We start from the raw sequence: 16757 nt of genomic DNA on the forward strand, positions 1-16757 counted from the left end.
GTGAGAAAGACTATGGCCAAACATGCCCACATACTGATTCAACATGCCGAGGTAGCAGATGGCACAGGCACCCCTCGCTTTGATGCCGATATTGCCATTATTGATGATCGAATTGCCTTTGTAGGCGATTGCAGCCACTGGACAGCCGACCAACGCATTGATGCCAGTGGGTTGGTGGTGTCCCCCGGTTTTATTGATACCCATACCCATGACGACCGTTTACTGCTGTCCAGTAACAGCATGGAACCCAAGGTAAGCCAAGGCGTGACTACGGTCATTACCGGCAACTGCGGTATTTCGCTAGCACCCACACCACAGCGTCTACACGCCCCCATCACGCCGCCATTGGATTTGCTGGATGGAGAAGGGGAATGGTTCACTCATCCCACCTTTCAGAGCTACGTAGAGGCCCTACAGCAGCAACCCGCCGCCACGAACTGCGCACCACTAGTAGGCCACACCACACTGCGTATTGTGGCCATGTCTGCGCTAGATAGACCTGCCACGGCAGATGAACTAGAACGCATGAAAAGCTTGTTGCGTGAAGCCATGCAAGCCGGTGCAATTGGCTTATCCACAGGCTTAGCCTACGACCCGGCCATTGCCGCTTCTACCGAAGAGGTCATTGAACTGGCTAAAGTCGCTTCTGAATTTGGGGGCGTGTATTGCACCCACTTGCGTGACGAATCAGACAAGGTCATGGAGGCGCTAGAAGAAGCCTTCCGCATTGGCCGCGAAGCCAATCTACCCGTCGTGATCTCGCACCATAAAGTTGCGGGCAAAAACAACTTCGGACGCTCTACCGAAACCTTGGAACGCATACGCCAACAAATGGGCGTGCAAGACATTTGCCTAGACTGCTACCCCTATGCTGCATCGTCTACTGTGCTGTCCGTTAAACACGCCTCATCAGCCCTAAAAGTTCTGGTCACCTGGTCTAGATCGTGCCCAGAAATGGCCGGGCGAGACTTGGCCGACATACAGAAAGAATGGCAGTGCAGCCTAGAACAAGCGGTAGAAAGGCTGCAACCAGCGGGCGCTATTTACCACCGCATGGACGATGCCGATGTATCGCGTATTTTGGCTTTTGACGACACCATGATTGGATCAGACGGCTTACCACACGATGCCGTGCCGCATCCACGTCTATGGGGCAGTTTCCCCCGCGTCTTGGGACATTACTCACGCGAAAGAGGCTTATTCAGTTTTGAAAAAGCCATTCATAAAATGACGGGCTTAAGCGCCCAAAAATTTGGATTACGAGATCGTGGATTTATACGTGATGGCGCCTACGCCGATTTGGTCATACTACACGCAGACACCGTTGCAGAAGGTTCCAGTTTCGCTAGGCCCATCGCCCCAGCCATTGGTATAGAAACGGTATTGGTGAACGGCAAAATAGTCTGGGAAGCCGGACAAACCACGGCTGCCAGACCAGGGCAAGTGCTTTCTAGAGAAGCCTTAACCCAGTAAATGCCGTGCGCTACCCGTCATACGTCTAGACGCTATGGCGGGTAGCGACCCACATTACTGCTTCTTCACCCCCCAGAAGGCGGTAATAGGCGCTTCAGGAAGATCACTTAACGCGGTGCTGTATGCAGCCGGTGTACGGAACTGGCCCAGCGGCACGATCACGCCTTCATCCAACACTATCTCTTGAATTTTGGCAGCAATAGACTGCTTTTCTTCCTTGCTAACTGCCTTGGCATATTGCACACGCAGCGCTTCAATTTCTGGGACATCAGGCCAGCCAAACCACGCCTTATCGCCATTAGCAGCAATGGTGGTATTGGCAAACGGATCTACTGCCGCAGCAATAATGCCATACGTGGAAAATATCCCCCACCCACCATCTTTAGGGGCTTGATTGTTAGCGCGTCTAGACACCACCGACTGCCAATCCATAGATTGCATATCTACCGTGAAGCCAGCATTACGTAATGCCGCCGCAATAACCACTGGTTGCGGAGCTGCCATCACGTGATCCGTAGGGTGCAGCAACACCACGGGCGTGCCATCGTAGTTGGCTTCGGCCAGCAAGGCTTTGGCTTTTTCGATATTGCCTGGCACGATCATGTCTTTGCCGCTATCGCTGGCATTAGGCGTACCGCAACCAAATGGCGATGGGCAGGTGGAGTAGTAATCAGGATTCCCCACCAACGCTTTCATCACGTCTTCTTGGCTGACCGCATACATCGCCGCTTGTCTAACCAGCTTGTTATCAAAAGGCGGATACAAGTGATTCATGCGGTAGTAGCTCCAGTTGCCCAGCGGATCAATCACTTTAGTCACCAGTTCAGGATTATTCTGCACCAACGGCAACAAGTCATACGGGTAGTGCTCGATATAGTCCACCTCGCCATTAAGCAGTGCATTCGCCGCTGTCATGGCATCGGGCATACTCACCCATTCCACCTTATCCACATTTACGACTTTACCGCCTGACGTCCAGTCGTTAGGCTCGCTACGTGGGATGTAATCGGTGTTTTTCTCGTACACCACCTTCACGCCGGGGCGAAACTCAGCAGCCACAAACTTAAAGGGGCCAGAGCCAATCATCTCGGCCACGGCTTTACCAGCCGATGCCTCTACGATGCGCTTAGGCATCATGAAAGCAGGGCGCGAGCTAATCTTGGCTAAGCTATCTAACAACAAGCTGGTAGGCTCGTTGAGCTGCACCTCAAACTCCTGACCGTTGACGATGTTGTAGCCCACTAAAAAATCTTTAATGACCGGGCCAGTATTGTCGTTGTCCAACCAGCGCTTAATGGATGCGACGCAGTCCTCGGCAGTAACCGGCGTACCATCGTGCCATTTCAGCCCATCACGTAAGGTAAAGGTGTAGGTTTTACCATCATCGCTCACACGCCAATCGGCCATTTGCGGTTGAACGGTAAAGTCAGAATCCATGCCCACCAACGTGTCATAGATCATGTAACCATGTTCTCGGGTAATAAACGCAGTGCTTTGTATGGGGTCCATCATGCGTAAGCCCGAATGCATCACGGCGGTAATAGTTTGCCCATATGCTGGAGCAGCCGCCACCAACACAGAACCAAACACAGCGGCGTGCAATACAGGCTTCAGCCCACGGGATTGCAATAGCTTCATCGTTGTCTACCTCACTGTTTTTTCTTGAGTGAAATACTCTACTTTTTACTTCTCCCTTATTCTGTGACCGATCGGTCACGACCCCACAATAAACAGTTAGATACCCCATCACAATTAGGAAAAACCTGTGGCTATTGCACAGCCGCAAAAAAACCCAGCTATCGCTTGCGCCATAACCGGGTCAGAAAAGTAAAGCAGGGGTATTCGCCACCCATACCGGTGGCGAGTGTTACGTAGCGATTAGCCGTACATCATTTTGGGTAAGCCCAACACAATGTCTGGCACCATCACCACCAACAAGATCGTGAGCAGCAACATCAAGAAGAATGGCAAGGCTGCTTTGGACAAGAACAAAATATCTTTACCCGTCATGCCTTGCAGCACAAACAAGTTCAACCCTACTGGTGGGGTCAACTGGCCCATCTCTACCACCAGCACCAAATACACGCCAAACCAGATAGGGTCCAAACCAGCGGCTTGTACCGCAGGCAACAACACCGCACTAGTCAGCACCACGATGGAAATACCATCTAGGAAGCAGCCCAACACGATAAAGAACACCGTTAGCGCGGCCAACAAGGCGTAGTTATTCAAACCCAAATCACCAATCCAGCGCGCCAAGTTCATTGGCAAGTTGGAATAGCCCATAGCGATGGTCAAGAAAGCCGAGCCCGCCAAAATCAACGCGATCATGGACGATGACAAGGTGGCAGCGATCAAGCCTTCCTTGAAGGTTTTCCAGTTCAGATCACCAAACAGCCAGCTTAATAACAGTGCAATCACTACCCCCACCGCAGCGGAATCAGTAGGACTCGCCAAACCGGAGTAGATAGAGCCAATCACACCCAAAATCAGCAGCGTCACCGGCAATAAGGTGCGTGTGGCTTTCATCTTTTGAGCAAAGCTCATGGGTGGATCTTTAGCGGGTACTTTGTCTTTATTTTTGGTGGACCAAATGGCGACATAGGCCATAAACAGCAGGATCACCAATACACCAGGTACTACACCAGCGATAAACAGACGGGCGATGGACAGCTCAGCCGCCACACCGTACACAATCAAAATGATGGACGGTGGAATCAACAACCCTAAGGTACCGGAGCCCGCAATAGTCCCTAAAATCAGGCTCTCGTCGTAGCCACGCTGCTTCAGTTCTGGCACCGCCACTTTAGCCACGGTGGCACATGTTGCCGCAGACGAACCGCTCACTGCCGCAAAAATCCCCGATGCCAAAATACCTACGTGCCCTAAGCCACCCGGTAATGAACGCATCCACGGAGCCAAGCCGGAAAACAAGTCTTGCGACATGCGTGAGCGAAAGAGAATTTCACCCATCCAGATAAATAACGGCAGAGCCGCCAACGACCATTCCGCCGAAGAGCTCCAAATATTAGTCGCCAATACACTGACCACAGGCGCATTGGAGAACAGCAAAATGCCCACCAAACCTGTCACAAACAGCGCAATAGATACCCACAATCCCATGGCTAGGCAGCCCAACAGCACGCCCACCATAATCAATGACATGGTTACATCAGACATTACAGCACCTCCTCAGCAACCGAATCCACCACCAGCGCATCGCTGCGCCCAGTACGTACCACTTCCTGCAAGGTATCCAGCGCTGCGACCAAAAACACAGCAGACCCAAGACTCAACACGCTTTGCGGAATCCACAACGGTACTTTGACTAAACCACTGGCACGGTCGCCCCACAAAAAGGACTCGTACGCCAATACACCCAAGCTATAGGTAAACAGCACGCCCATCATCACGCCCAACAACGCGATGATGGTTAAGGTGCCTCTACGAATAGGCGAGGGTAGTTTGGATTCCAGCAATGTCACCCGTATGTGTACGGCTTTGCGTAACCCTAAACCTAAGGATAAAAACGTGGCAAAACCCAGCGCATAACCTGAGAACAGCGAGTAGGAAGGGATCAGCAAGCCAAAACTCTGATCGAAGAAACGAAGGGCCACGTAGTCAATCGTATTAAAGACCACCTGACCAAAAACAATAGCGGCTATGCTCGCCAACGACAGGGCGGCTAAACCCGCACTGATCGTATAAAGGCCATCCAAGATTTTGCGCATGGCAATTTGCCCACTTCAGAAATGCCAGCGCAGACAACACTACGCTGGCGAATTACATTCAAGAATTAGTTGGCGCGGTAAGCCTCAAGCACGACTTCACCCTCATCGCCCGCTTCTTTGGCCCATTCAGCAGCCATCTGCTCACCTACTTTATGCAGGGCGGCATTCAGCTCGTCAGAACCAGGGCTAACTTTGATGCCGTGCTGTTCCAACACATTACGTTGTGCAACGTGATCGGCTTCGGCCATTTCCCAACCGCGCAATTCAGCAGCAGCGGCTGCATCCAACACCGCTTTTTGAGTGGCTTCATCCAAGCTATCAAACACACGCTGGTTCACTACCACAACGTTCTTAGGCAAGAAAGCCGCTACATCGTAGAAGTGCGTCAGATAATCCCACGCTGTAGTGTTCACGCCAGTAGACGTGGACGTAATCATGGCGTTCACACGACCTGTAGTGAATGCTTGGGCCAAATCAGGCACTTCTACCTGTGTAGGTACCGCACCAGCCAATTGCGCCAAACGCTCAGTTTGCGGGCTGTACGCACGCATTTTGATGCCTTTTAGATCTTCGATCTTTTCAATAGGGCGGTCGGTGTACAAACCTTGTGGAGGCCACGCTACCGAGAACAAAATTTTCAGATTTTGACGGCCTAACAGTTTCTCCAAGTCAGGCTTAGACACGTGGTACATCTTGGCAGCATCATCAAACGACACCGCTACAAAAGGCACGGAGTCCAACGCGAACATGGGGTTCTCGTTGGCCAAGTTGGAAATAATGAACTCGCCCGTTTCAATCTGCTGCGAACGCACCGCATTTTTGATCTCTTGGTGCTTGATCAACGAACCCGCTGGGTGCACGTTAATTTTCAACTCACCATTGGTAGCGGCTTCTACATCCTTAGCAAATTGCTGGATGTTCTGAGTGTGGAAGTTGGACTCAGGATACGGGGTGGCCATCTGCCACGTGGCTGCGTAAGTGGTTGCACTGGCAAATACCAATGCTGCACCAGCAATCATACTTTTATAGGCGTTCATGTTTGCTCCTCTGCGGGGAAAATCGATATTATTAATAATAGTATCGATAAGATGGAGGCTAGTGTAGAGTGCTTTAAACCCATTGTCTATATTAGAACAAACCCTAAATTAGACAGAAAGCAGACACAAACTAGAACAAAAATCTTTCTATTGATAGTATTATTGATAATTAATAAGCCCGCATAATAAGGAGCGCACATGGCTGTGCAACATGACATTCTCGTTGAAGGGAACTGCCTTAGTTTTAAAGGTGGTTTTTTTGGTTTTTCAGCGGTAGTGCTGGTCAACGTAGACGGGCACGGTCCTATCTTGTTTGATACTGGGCACCACTCTACGCGTCTACTGTTGCTGAATGCGCTGGCAGAACGCAACCTCACCCCTGCTGACATCAAAACTGTTTTTCTGTCGCACCTGCATTTCGATCACATCAACAACATTGATCTGTTCACCAATGCCACTATTTATGTCAGCTCGGCAGAATGGGACTACGCGCAGCACCCCGCTTCTGAGGACGTGTTTGGCAGCCAAGGTATGAACGAGTACCTACAGCGCCAAAACTTACAACTCATACAAGCACCAGAAGGTGAATTAGCCCCTGGCCTGTTCTACAGACAAGCGCCTGGCCACACCACCGGTAGCTATTTGCTGCACTTCGTCAATCCGGATAAAAAGCGTGTTGTGTTAGCAGGGGACGCCTGTAAAACCTACCGTGAACTCGCTACACTGTCCGCTGCCAATGAATATGACCCGGATCGCCAATCCAGTAACACACTGCAGTGGATAGCCGACAACGCCGACATCGTCGTGCCGGGGCATTTCCCTGAGCTGCATCGCACACCACATGGCTGGATCTGGGACCAACCCTCGACGCTGGAACTGATTGTCCGATGAGCACAGAAACTCTTGCCCCTTCCTCTGCCGAACTGATTGCCCAAGAACTGGAAGCCGATATTATTTTCGGCCACTTGCGTCCGCATCAGGAATTGATTGAAGACACATTAATGGCGCGCTTTGATGCCAAGCGCCATGCTGTACGAGCCGCCATTCAAGAACTAGTTGCCCGCCAAATCGTGGTCAAACCACGCTCCCGTTCAGCCCGCGTCAAAGATTTCAGCGCCCAAGAAGTGGAAGAGCTTTATCACCTGCGAGCGCTACTGCAAAAAGAAGCGGTAAACATCATGCCATTCCCCGTCTCTGGGGCTGACTTAGATGCGCTAAAAACCCTGCACATCCAATATGCCGCTGCAGCATCAGTAGGGGCTGACCCACGCCTCATTCATCAATTTAACGATGAGTTTCATCGCCAAATTTTTGCGCTGTGCGGCAACGAAACCCTGTGTAAGGCTATCGCGTTTTACACCGAAGCCTCTAACCCCATACGTTCTTACGGTATGACTGATCGGCAGTGGCTGGAGCAAGCAATTGCAGAGCATGCCGCCATGGTTAACGCCATTGAACAAGAAGACCGTGCCACCTTGGCCCACCTCGTCGTCGCGCACATGCAGCCTACCAGACGACGTTGGGAATCCATGCGCGGCCTGAGCTAAAGCAAACAGAACGTCACTGGAATCACCTTTCCCATGAAATACGATTACCTCATTATTGGTGCTGGCATTGTTGGTGCTGCGTTGGCGGCCGAAATCGTCAAACGTCGCCCCCAAGCCCGTGTATTGGTCGCAGAAAAAGAAGCCCAACCTGCCTTCCACCAAACCGGTCGCAACAGTGGCGTGGTGCACTCCGGCGTGTACTACACACCCGGTAGCCTAAAAACCCGTTTCTGCCGTGAGGGCTTAAGCGAAATCAAAGCCTTTTGTGCAGCCAGACAAATAGGCTACGAAGCGCGCGGCAAATTACTGGTAGCCACTACCCCTCAAGAACAAGAAAACCTCTACAAACTTGAGCAACGCGCCATCGAAAACGAGGTATATACCGAACAACTCACCCAAGCTGACTTAGGCCGTTTAGAGCCTGCCATCACCGGGCTTGCTGCACTACGCATTCCCGAAACAGCCATCACCGATTACGCAGGCATCACCAAAGCGTTATTAGCTGACGTAGAAAATGCGGGCAGCACCGTGCTGTTTAACGCCCCCGTCACTTCGGTGACCCAAGCCGGTTCGGCTTACCGCGTACAAGCCGGCAATCAGCAAATCGAAGCAGGGCACATTATTGCGTGCAGCGGCTTGGCCTCTGACCGGGTGGCCCGCATGTTAGGCATGGATCCCGGCATTAGAATTTTGCCCTTCCGAGGCGAATACTTTGTGCTGCCTACCCACCTGAACAAAGTTGTACACAGTCTGATTTACCCTGTACCCGACCCCACCTTGCCATTTTTAGGGGTACACCTCACGCCTATGATTGATGGCACCATCACCGTAGGCCCCAACGCTGTTTTGGCATTAGCACGAGAAAAATACAGCCATTTCAGTGTAGACGTACGCGACGCCTGGTCCGCCTTAAGCTACAGCGGCCTGTGGAAAATGTTGGCCAAACACCCACGCGCCACTTGGAACGAACTTAAAGGTTCGTTGTTTAAGCAGGTGTATTTAGACGCTGTGCGTAAGTATTGTCCTACTGTCACCTTGTCGGATCTGCGTACCTATCGCAGTGCTAACCGCGCACAAGCCGTACGCCCAGACGGCACGTTGGTAGACGACTTCCTGATCAAACACTCTGGTGGCCTGACTGCCATTTTGAATGCCCCATCCCCTGCGGCAACAGGCGCCATGCCTATTGCACGTCATATTGCAGACGAACTAGGTTTGTAAACGACAACGTAGTGAAGAAACGGCGTGTATTTGCAAAAATACAGCCGTTTTCTTTTGTCTTCAACATGACTGTGTGCGTGCTGCACATGTCATGTTCACCCACAATTCTGCACCACTGGCACACTGCACGTCACCATGCAGAACGCTGCGAGCACCGTGTAGAAAATGCCATCCAGCCATCCCCCCCCTGTGTGTAACTTTTCCCATTTCTGCCTCATCTTATATAATTAGGCAACATACTATATGGTGACTTTAACGTGGAACAAAAATACTTAGCGCTTCTCAATGTGGCCGAACAACGGCAGCTTCCGCTGGTGGACAACATACGGCTATGTTTTCAAATGCTGTCTTTAACTGCCGCTATAGACAGAGACTGCGCGACACAGCTAGCCCCTTACGGATTGTCAGAAGGGCGCTTTATTGTGTTGTTCTTACTGGATAACGCCCCCGATGGTTTGGCTCCTGCGGCCTTAGCCGAACAGGCAGGTGTTACCCGCGCCACCATCACCGGGTTACTAGATGGCTTAGAACGTGATGCACTCATCGCTCGCCATGCAGATCCTGTAGATCGCCGTGCGCTGTGCATACGTCTGACTGACAAAGGTAAGGAAATCGCTGCCCAAGTCTTCATGCAACACAGCACGTGGATTGCCAATCTGTACGCCAATCTCAGCGCTTCGGAACGTGAGCAGTTGACCATGCTATTGAACAAAGTGGCCCACAACTTACCAGCCTAAACACCATCACGCCATGACTGCTACCGCCGCCCGCAAAGGTGCCAACCGCATCGCTGATATACCCGCTGACATTCTAGAAGCCTTATCCACAGGCAGTATCCCCAGCGCGACGCTAACCGAATGTTTGGCCTTGGACCACTATCGCTTGCTGTGCTTGGTATTTCCTACCCTGTCACCCGCTGCACAAGAAGCCGCCCAAGCCCTCAACACGCAGGGCATCTTGCGTCGCATGGCAGGCTTAGGTGAGCTATTGCTAAACGAAGTAGGGGACGAGGCGCTACCTATATGCCTAGCACACCCTTCTGACACCGTGCGCGGCTGGGCATGTTTCATGATTGGTGCACAAGCTGATTTGTCCTTAGCAGACCGGCTCGCAGCCATACAGCCCTTGGCGGATGACGCGCACTTCGGCGTGCGTGAATGGGCATGGATGGCTGTGCGCCCACACCTCGCCAACGATCTGAATACCGCGATCCAGCTACTCACACCATGGACGCAATCTTCTTCCGAACGCATCCGACGTTTTGCCTGCGAAGCCATACGCCCGCGAGGCGTGTGGTGTGCCCATCTAAAAGCACTTAAACAAACACCCCAGCAAGCCTTACCCATACTGGAAGCGCTACGTGCAGATAATTCTGTCTACGTACAAGATTCAGTCGCGAACTGGCTAAATGATGCGAGCAAAGACCAACCAGAATGGGTACGTGAACTTTGCGCTCAATGGGTAGCGGCCTCGACTTCGCCTGCCACACGACGTATCTGCCAACGCGCCAGCCGCAACCTGAAGTAATGTATAGGTTGTACTTTTCTCAGGAACCGCCATGCAACTCCCTATCTATCAAGTCGATGCTTTTGCTTCCCGTCCGTTCGAGGGTAACCCTGCCGCTGTTTGCCCGCTGGATGCGTGGTTAGATGACCAGACATTGCAGTCCATTGCGGCGGAAAACAACTTGTCTGAAACCGCTTTCTTTGTGCCCGATGAGCACGGCTATCAGTTGCGCTGGTTCACTCCTGAAGTAGAAGTAGATTTGTGTGGCCACGCCACCTTGGCCAGTGCGTGGGTGTTGATGCACGAGTTGAACTACGACAAAGATGTGATTCATTTTTCTACCCGCAGTGGTCGCTTGTCCGTTAAACGCTCTGCCCACGGTTTAGAAATGGACTTTCCTTGTCGCCCTCCGCAGTCATGTGCTGTGCCTGATGGGCTGCTAGATGCTTTGGGCATTGAGGCTGCCTCGGTGCTGTCCGCCGACGATTACATTGTGGTGATAGAGGATGAAAGCCTCATCCCACATCTACACCCTGATCTGTCACGCCTTCAAGGTTTGCCCAACCGCGGCGTAGCCGTGACCGCCCCCGGCAAAGAGGTTGATTTTGTGTCACGGTGGTTCGGCCCCAACGTAGGCGTTAGCGAAGACCCCGTGACAGGCTCTGCACACACTGCACTAACGCCGTACTGGGCACAGCGCTTGGGTAAAAATCAGTTAAGCGCACGACAAGGCGGCGCACGACGCGGTTATCTGCACTGCGCTATGGCGGGTGATCGTGTGCTGATTTCTGGCACCGCCGTGGTGTATATGCGCGGCACAGTTTACCTGTAACGCCTCGCAACGTAGTGACCACATGGTCTAGTGGCATAATGTGGCACTACTTTTTCACCAACCGCCCATCATCGGGGCCTCCTTCAGGTCTATGCAACAGCACATGCAGCAAAAAACTGCCGCCTCACCGCTTTACGAAGCCATTGCCACAGCGTTACGCAATGCCATTACCCAGCGTGTGCTGAACACCGGTGATCTGATTAACGAAAGCATGGTGGCCCAAGCCTTCAACGTTAGTCGCACCCCAGTCAAAGCGGCGCTAAAGGCATTGGTTGATCAAAAAGTCATGCTCAAACACGATGGCCGTGGTGTCATCGTGGGGCCTGCTAAAGCCGTCAAACACATCAGCCGTTTAGGGCCAGATGCTCTCGCTGCGTTGGAGCAATTTGGGGATGCCATTCGTTCACCGGATTCCTGGATACAGGTCTATAACGAAGTAGAACGAGAGGTCTGTAATCACTCGGTGTTTGGGCCTGTACGCATCATAGAAACCGAACTGGCTAAATGCTTTAACGTCAGCCGCACAGTAGCGCACGAAGTCTTAATGCGTCTGGAAGGCGTAGGGCTGGTAGAAAAAGATCCTGCTGGTCGCTGGTCTATAGTCCCCATGACTGCAGAGCGCGTTCAGCAGTTATACGAGATACGTCGTTATCTAGAACCGCCCGCACTGCGCAATAGCGTGGCGCACATTCCGAAAACCGTATTGAGCAACATGCTTGAGCGCTTGGAAGCTATCGCAACACGTTACCCCAACGTCAGCGAAGCCGAGTTGGATGATCTAGAAAAAGACCTGCACTTTCGTTGCCTGAGTTACTGCCAGAACGCAGAGTTGATTAAGCTGCTGGGGCATACCCAAGCCTTGCTCATCAATAACAAACACATGCTGGGCGGCTATTTAAAACTGCCTTCTATGGACCCCTTCTTACAAGAACACCGACTGATTATCCAAGCCTTAATCAAGCGTGACCCCGACGCTGCGGCACAGGCTTTGGATGAACACCTGCGCTGTTCTATTGCTAAAACCATAGAACGCCTGCAAGTCGTCGCCAGCGAACCCGCCAAGAATTTGCCTAGCTATATGGCAGCGATACGCGACGGAAACGGCTAAAAAACCGTATTGCCAGACTGAGTCTTCTAAAACACCTGCACGATGAACAGGTGTTTTTTTATTGGCAAGATGCCGTAATTTCGCTGTCTCCTGCCCCCCACATGTAGATCTCACGCTACATCTACACCCATTCATTTCTATTATTTTGCCCGGGTAATATTGACGTTTAATTTTATACGGGTAAAAATAAATACATCTTCATTTCTAAAGGCATCGCCATGAGCCATGCGCACACCTCCACCTACACCAGTTTTGACGGCCACCGTCGCCTGGCTACTGGCTCACTCGCCGACAATGCACTGGCGATTAAACACGCACTAGAGCAAGGCACCCACCATGCCGTGCTGCTGTTTGATGACGCTACAGGCCGCACTGTAGAGGTAGACACGCGTGGTTCTGACGATGACATACTCGCTAGACTAGCCACTACAACCACGGCAACCACAGCGAGCCCCGTAGACCCAGCCAATGACACCGCACCCCGTGGACGCGGGCGTCCAAAATTAGGCGTAGTACCACGCGAAGTCACGCTGTTACCCCGTCATTGGGAATGGTTGTCACAACAACCTGGCGGCGCATCCGTCACGCTACGTAAATTGGTGGAAGACGCCAGACGTTCCAACAGCGACAAAGACAAAACCCGTAAAGCGCATGAACGTGCGTATCACTTTATGGTGGCCATTGCGGGCAACTTGCCCGGCTATGAAGAGGCCACACGTGCGTTGTTCGCTAACGATGCTGATGCACTGCAAACCCAGATCAGCAGTTGGCCAGAAGATGTACAAGCACACACTATGAAACTCGCATTTGGTACTGCCCACTCCTAAAACAGGGGCAGTACACAGGAACCACATCATGCAACACCTCACCGCAAACGGCATCACGCTGGGCTATGACATTTTTGGCGCTGCTCACACCGATGCTATTTTGCTGATCTCTGGCCTAGGCACACAAATGACTAGGTGGAGCGACACATTTTGCACAGGCCTAGCCACACAAGGGTTCAAGGTCATACGTTTTGATAATAGGGACGCAGGCGGTTCCACTCACTTCACCCACAGCCCATCACCCGATTTTGCAGCACTGGCAGAGGCCGTTGCTGCCCACCAAACACCCGATGTGCCTTACACCCTGCATGACATGGCGGCTGATGCTATAGGGCTACTTGATGCCTTGGGTATAGAGCGTGCCCACGTGGTAGGTAGATCCATGGGCGGCATGATTGCTCAGCTCATGGCCTGCCACTACCCACAGCGGGTACTGTCGTTGACCTCTATTATGTCCAGCACGGGCAACCCTACACTGCCTTCGGCAGCGCCTGATGTCATGGCTTTTCTAACTACACCGGCTCCTACACTGGCAGAAGACACCGCAGGCTTTTTGAGTCACCACTTGGAGTTTGCCAAGCGTATTGCCAGCCCCGCATACCCGTTTGACGGCGTAGCACAGCGCACCATGATTCTGGAAGAAACCAACCGTGCCTATGACCCCACGGCCTTTGGTAGGCAATTAGCGGCCATCGTTGCTACCGGTGATTTACGCCCCGCCTTGGAGCAAGTGAACACGCCAACGTTGGTGATTCACGGCACAGACGACCCCTTAATACCGCTAGCCTGCGGTATGGATACCGCCGCTTCCATTAGCAATGCCGAATTCATGCCTATCGTCGGTATGGGGCACGATTTACCGCCTCAACTCTATGCGGTAATCATTGATGCCATTGTGCGCACTGCACGCCAGCCTAAACCGCTGCTGCATTAACGTACCTGCGGTACCGTGTGTCACCGTGAGCCACAGCGGTTTTATGCAGCAACAAAAAACGGGCAAGAATCCAGCACAGATTATTCAGTGCACAATTCTTGCCCGTCTAGGCAGATACAAATCAGTCTAGCCTGACTGGCTTCTGCAATGGCAGCCTGCTTACGCCGTTACCGCTTCTGCCACCAACGACTGACGGCCAGATACACGGATCACATCGTCTACCAGCTCTATCCAATGCTGGATTGGAATAGGCGACTTAGCTGCCAAGTGGCCATAACAACCCACGTTGGCGGTCACGATCATGTCAGGTGAGTTGATCTGCAAAGACTCCAGCTTGTTGGTACGCAATTGCTCAGACAACTCTGGTTGCAGCACCGAGTAAGTACCGGCAGAGCCGCAACACAAGTGGCCATCACGTACAGCAACTGGTTTGAAACCAAAGGCCTTCAACAAAGACGAGATAGAGCCTTTGTTTTGCAAGGCGTGCTGGAAGCTACACGGTTCTTGCACGGCAATTTTCAAGGCTTGCTGAGCTTGTGGTAAGCCTTCGGCATCCAATAACGCTAACTCGTCCTGCACAACACGACTAATATCACGCGCCATACCGGAGATCGTGCGGGCTTTTTCTGCGTAGTGCGCATCGCCAGCCAGCAAATCACCGTAATGCTCTAACTGCACACCACAACCACTGGCGGTACTGATGATCGCATCGGCTTGCTGGCCTGCAATCATGGGCCACCACGCATCAATGTTGCGTCGTGCTTGTTCTTGAGCGCCTTCCAAATCGTTCATGTGATGCTTGATCGCACCACAGCAACCGGCTTTCTCTATGCGCACTAACGTGATGCCCATCGCATCTAACACGCGTATCGCCGCGATGTTAGTTTGCGGTGTGAGCGTAGGTTGTACACAGCCGTCCAACAGCAGCATTTTTCGCTGATGCACGCGCGTAGGCAGCGGTAAAGACTCAGCTTTGCGCTCTGGCAGCAACTCTTGCAGGCTCTCGGTCAACAATGGGCGTACTTTGTAGCCTACTGCCGCCACTTTAGAGAACACAGCAGGGTTAGAGGCCAATTCTTTTAGCCCCCAACGCACTACTTTTTCTTTGATAGGGCGCTCAACTTTGGTTTCCAGAACGCGGCGGCCTACTTCCACCAATTCGCTGTAACGCACACCTGATGGACAGGTGGTTTCACAGGCGCGACAGGTCAAGCAATGATCCAAGTGCTCCATGGTAATGCCGGTTACGGTCTTACCTTCGAACATCTCTTTCATCATGTAGATGCGCCCACGCGGGCCATCTAGCTCGTTACCTAGCAACTGGTAAGTAGGGCATGTGGCATTACAAAAGCCGCAGTGCACGCACTTAGCGATGACTTCTTTGGCTTTTTCCCCTTCAGGGGTGCCGATAAACTCTTCTGCCAATACGGTTTGCATTACAGAACTCCCGTATAAAGACGGCCAGGATTCAAAATACCTGCTGGATCAAATGCTTTTTTCAGACGCTGCTGCAAACGCAGCATAGGCGCAGGCAAGGGATGGAAAGCAGAGGTCACTGCACCGTTTGCACGGAACACATTAGCCGTACCACCCACTTTGCTCGCTTGTGCGCGCATTTCGTCTTCGCTAGCAGTGCTGAACTGCCAACGCAGTGCGCCACCCCATTCCACGAATACGTCGGCATTCGCATCCATCACAGGCGTCGTGCTAGGCACCGACAAACGCCACAAATGGCCAGCCTCTTTGCGTTGGAACCACTCGTGCTGCTGCTCACGAATGCTAGTCCACAATTGCGCAGCATCCGACTCAGTCAACTCATCGCCGCCAATGCGGTTTTTACCAGCTATCAACGCTTCGGGTGCACCGCTCAAACGAATGTACGCCTGACCGTTGATCCATGCCGTCGCAGAAATTGCCACGGGTTCGCCACCCAAGGTGTTGAACAGATCCAAGGCTTTGTCTTGCGGCAACGCTAATTGCAAGGTGAGGGTACGCTCTGGAATAGGCAGTACCTTGATGGACAGTTCGTCAATCACGCCCAAGCTACCGAAGCTGCCAGCAATCACTCGCGACACGTCGTAGCCCGCCACGTTTTTCATGACCTGACCACCAAAGCTTAGGTGCTGACCCAGACCATCAATAATTTTTACGCCTAAAACGAAGTCTTTGAGACCACCCGCGTTAGCACGACGAGGGCCAGACAAACCGGCGGCAATACAGCCTGCAATTGTGGCATCAGGGCCAAAGTGAGGCGGCTCAAATGCTAAGCACTGGTTACGCTCGGCAAGCAAGGCTTCCACTTCGCTTAAACGTGTGCCGCCTTTAACCACCATCACCAATTCGGATGGCTCGTAATCCACCACGCCTTGGTTACCGCGCAGGTCTAGTACCTGCCCTTGGGCCTGAGGACCATAGAAATTTTTACTACCTGAACCACACAGCTGCAAAGGCGTGTGGTTCGCTGTGGCCTGCGCAAGTTGTTCCTGCCAGTCCTGAATAAGAGATGTCGTTGTAGTCATCGTTACGTATCACTCCGGATGG

At 52.3% G+C, this 16757-nt stretch carries 16 protein-coding genes; 10 read left to right on the top strand and 6 right to left on the bottom strand.

The genetic code is table 11. From position 1 onward, the window contains the following. Window positions 1-12 precede the first annotated feature (12 nt). A complete protein-coding gene (locus tag ACLO87_RS13930) occupies window positions 13-1473 on the top strand; it encodes an N-acyl-D-amino-acid deacylase family protein (RefSeq protein WP_430224016.1) in 1461 nt (486 codons plus the stop codon). A 54-nt stretch (window positions 1474-1527) separates the two neighbouring features. Here ACLO87_RS13930 and ACLO87_RS13935 read toward each other — a convergent pair whose 3' ends face one another. The 4 genes from ACLO87_RS13935 to ACLO87_RS13950 form a co-directional block, all read right to left on the bottom strand. Then, window positions 1528-3111: an ABC transporter substrate-binding protein gene (locus ACLO87_RS13935; RefSeq protein ID WP_430224017.1), complete on the bottom strand. Its 1584-nt coding sequence runs from the start codon at window positions 3109-3111 to the stop codon at window positions 1528-1530. Between the two features lie 240 nt (window positions 3112-3351). Further along, on the bottom strand, window positions 3352-4653 hold the full coding sequence (locus ACLO87_RS13940) for a TRAP transporter large permease (protein ID WP_135866496.1): 1302 nt from the start codon (window positions 4651-4653) through the stop codon (window positions 3352-3354). After that, window positions 4653-5204 carry a TRAP transporter small permease gene (locus tag ACLO87_RS13945; protein ID WP_135866498.1) on the bottom strand — a complete coding sequence of 184 codons (552 nt, stop codon included), beginning with the start codon at window positions 5202-5204 and terminating at the stop codon, window positions 4653-4655. Before ACLO87_RS13945 ends, ACLO87_RS13940 begins: the two co-directional genes overlap by 1 nt. A 65-nt stretch (window positions 5205-5269) precedes the next feature. Beyond that, window positions 5270-6241 carry a TRAP transporter substrate-binding protein gene (locus ACLO87_RS13950; RefSeq protein WP_430224018.1) on the bottom strand — a complete coding sequence of 324 codons (972 nt, stop codon included), beginning with the start codon at window positions 6239-6241 and terminating at the stop codon, window positions 5270-5272. Window positions 6242-6439: 198 nt separating this feature from the next. Here ACLO87_RS13950 and ACLO87_RS13955 point away from each other — a divergent pair, with 198 nt between their 5' ends. From ACLO87_RS13955 to ACLO87_RS13995, 9 genes are all read left to right on the top strand, one after another. Further along, window positions 6440-7132, top strand: a complete 693-nt coding sequence (locus ACLO87_RS13955; protein WP_135866918.1) for an MBL fold metallo-hydrolase — start codon at window positions 6440-6442, stop codon at window positions 7130-7132. After that, the gene (locus ACLO87_RS13960; RefSeq protein ID WP_430224019.1) at window positions 7129-7788 is read left to right on the top strand and encodes a GntR family transcriptional regulator; all 660 of its coding nucleotides are present in this window, start codon (window positions 7129-7131) and stop codon (window positions 7786-7788) included. Before ACLO87_RS13955 ends, ACLO87_RS13960 begins: the two co-directional genes overlap by 4 nt. A 33-nt stretch (window positions 7789-7821) precedes the next feature. After that, window positions 7822-9009: an L-2-hydroxyglutarate oxidase gene (lhgO, locus tag ACLO87_RS13965; RefSeq protein WP_430224020.1), complete on the top strand. Its 1188-nt coding sequence runs from the start codon at window positions 7822-7824 to the stop codon at window positions 9007-9009. A 257-nt stretch (window positions 9010-9266) separates the two neighbouring features. Then, window positions 9267-9746: a MarR family winged helix-turn-helix transcriptional regulator gene (locus ACLO87_RS13970; RefSeq protein ID WP_430224021.1), complete on the top strand. Its 480-nt coding sequence runs from the start codon at window positions 9267-9269 to the stop codon at window positions 9744-9746. A gap of 13 nt (window positions 9747-9759) precedes the next feature. Beyond that, a complete protein-coding gene (locus ACLO87_RS13975) occupies window positions 9760-10536 on the top strand; it encodes a HEAT repeat domain-containing protein (RefSeq protein ID WP_430224022.1) in 777 nt (258 codons plus the stop codon). 31 nt (window positions 10537-10567) lie between these two features. Then, window positions 10568-11347 carry a PhzF family phenazine biosynthesis protein gene (locus tag ACLO87_RS13980; RefSeq protein WP_430224023.1) on the top strand — a complete coding sequence of 260 codons (780 nt, stop codon included), beginning with the start codon at window positions 10568-10570 and terminating at the stop codon, window positions 11345-11347. A gap of 103 nt (window positions 11348-11450) precedes the next feature. After that, entirely contained in the window at window positions 11451-12455 is a 1005-nt protein-coding gene (locus ACLO87_RS13985; protein WP_430224024.1) for a GntR family transcriptional regulator, read from the top strand. A gap of 218 nt (window positions 12456-12673) precedes the next feature. Continuing rightward, window positions 12674-13282 (top strand): DUF2239 family protein, encoded by a 609-nt coding sequence (locus tag ACLO87_RS13990; protein WP_430224025.1) that lies wholly within the window; start codon window positions 12674-12676, stop codon window positions 13280-13282. 28 nt (window positions 13283-13310) lie between these two features. Continuing rightward, on the top strand, window positions 13311-14216 hold the full coding sequence (locus ACLO87_RS13995) for an alpha/beta fold hydrolase (RefSeq protein WP_430224026.1): 906 nt from the start codon (window positions 13311-13313) through the stop codon (window positions 14214-14216). Between the two features lie 159 nt (window positions 14217-14375). Here ACLO87_RS13995 and glcF read toward each other — a convergent pair whose 3' ends face one another. Beyond that, entirely contained in the window at window positions 14376-15653 is a 1278-nt protein-coding gene (gene glcF, locus ACLO87_RS14000) for a glycolate oxidase subunit GlcF (protein ID WP_430224027.1), read from the bottom strand. Beyond that, window positions 15653-16735 (bottom strand): glycolate oxidase subunit GlcE, encoded by a 1083-nt coding sequence (gene glcE / locus ACLO87_RS14005; RefSeq protein WP_135863342.1) that lies wholly within the window; start codon window positions 16733-16735, stop codon window positions 15653-15655. Before glcE ends, glcF begins: the two co-directional genes overlap by 1 nt. Window positions 16736-16757: the final 22 nt, after the last annotated feature.

This window comes from Paenalcaligenes sp. Me52 (genome assembly GCF_050487965.1).
Classification (GTDB): Bacteria; Pseudomonadota; Gammaproteobacteria; order Burkholderiales; family Burkholderiaceae_B; genus Paenalcaligenes.

Bases quoted from the DNA above. Each gene is read 5' to 3' on its own strand.
- ACLO87_RS13930 (WP_430224016.1), top strand. From the start codon at position 13: ATGGCCAAACATGCCCACATACTGATTCAACATGCCGAGGTAGCAGAT.
- ACLO87_RS13935 (WP_430224017.1), bottom strand. From the start codon at position 3,111: ATGAAGCTATTGCAATCCCGTGGGCTGAAGCCTGTATTGCACGCCGCT.
- ACLO87_RS13940 (WP_135866496.1), bottom strand. From the start codon at position 4,653: ATGTCTGATGTAACCATGTCATTGATTATGGTGGGCGTGCTGTTGGGC.
- ACLO87_RS13945 (WP_135866498.1), bottom strand. From the start codon at position 5,204: ATGCGCAAAATCTTGGATGGCCTTTATACGATCAGTGCGGGTTTAGCC.
- ACLO87_RS13950 (WP_430224018.1), bottom strand. From the start codon at position 6,241: ATGAACGCCTATAAAAGTATGATTGCTGGTGCAGCATTGGTATTTGCC.
- ACLO87_RS13955 (WP_135866918.1), top strand. From the start codon at position 6,440: ATGGCTGTGCAACATGACATTCTCGTTGAAGGGAACTGCCTTAGTTTT.
- ACLO87_RS13960 (WP_430224019.1), top strand. From the start codon at position 7,129: ATGAGCACAGAAACTCTTGCCCCTTCCTCTGCCGAACTGATTGCCCAA.
- lhgO (WP_430224020.1), top strand. From the start codon at position 7,822: ATGAAATACGATTACCTCATTATTGGTGCTGGCATTGTTGGTGCTGCG.
- ACLO87_RS13975 (WP_430224022.1), top strand. From the start codon at position 9,760: ATGACTGCTACCGCCGCCCGCAAAGGTGCCAACCGCATCGCTGATATA.
- ACLO87_RS13980 (WP_430224023.1), top strand. From the start codon at position 10,568: ATGCAACTCCCTATCTATCAAGTCGATGCTTTTGCTTCCCGTCCGTTC.
- ACLO87_RS13985 (WP_430224024.1), top strand. From the start codon at position 11,451: ATGCAGCAAAAAACTGCCGCCTCACCGCTTTACGAAGCCATTGCCACA.
- ACLO87_RS13990 (WP_430224025.1), top strand. From the start codon at position 12,674: ATGAGCCATGCGCACACCTCCACCTACACCAGTTTTGACGGCCACCGT.
- ACLO87_RS13995 (WP_430224026.1), top strand. From the start codon at position 13,311: ATGCAACACCTCACCGCAAACGGCATCACGCTGGGCTATGACATTTTT.
- glcF (WP_430224027.1), bottom strand. From the start codon at position 15,653: ATGCAAACCGTATTGGCAGAAGAGTTTATCGGCACCCCTGAAGGGGAA.
- glcE (WP_135863342.1), bottom strand. From the start codon at position 16,735: ATGACTACAACGACATCTCTTATTCAGGACTGGCAGGAACAACTTGCG.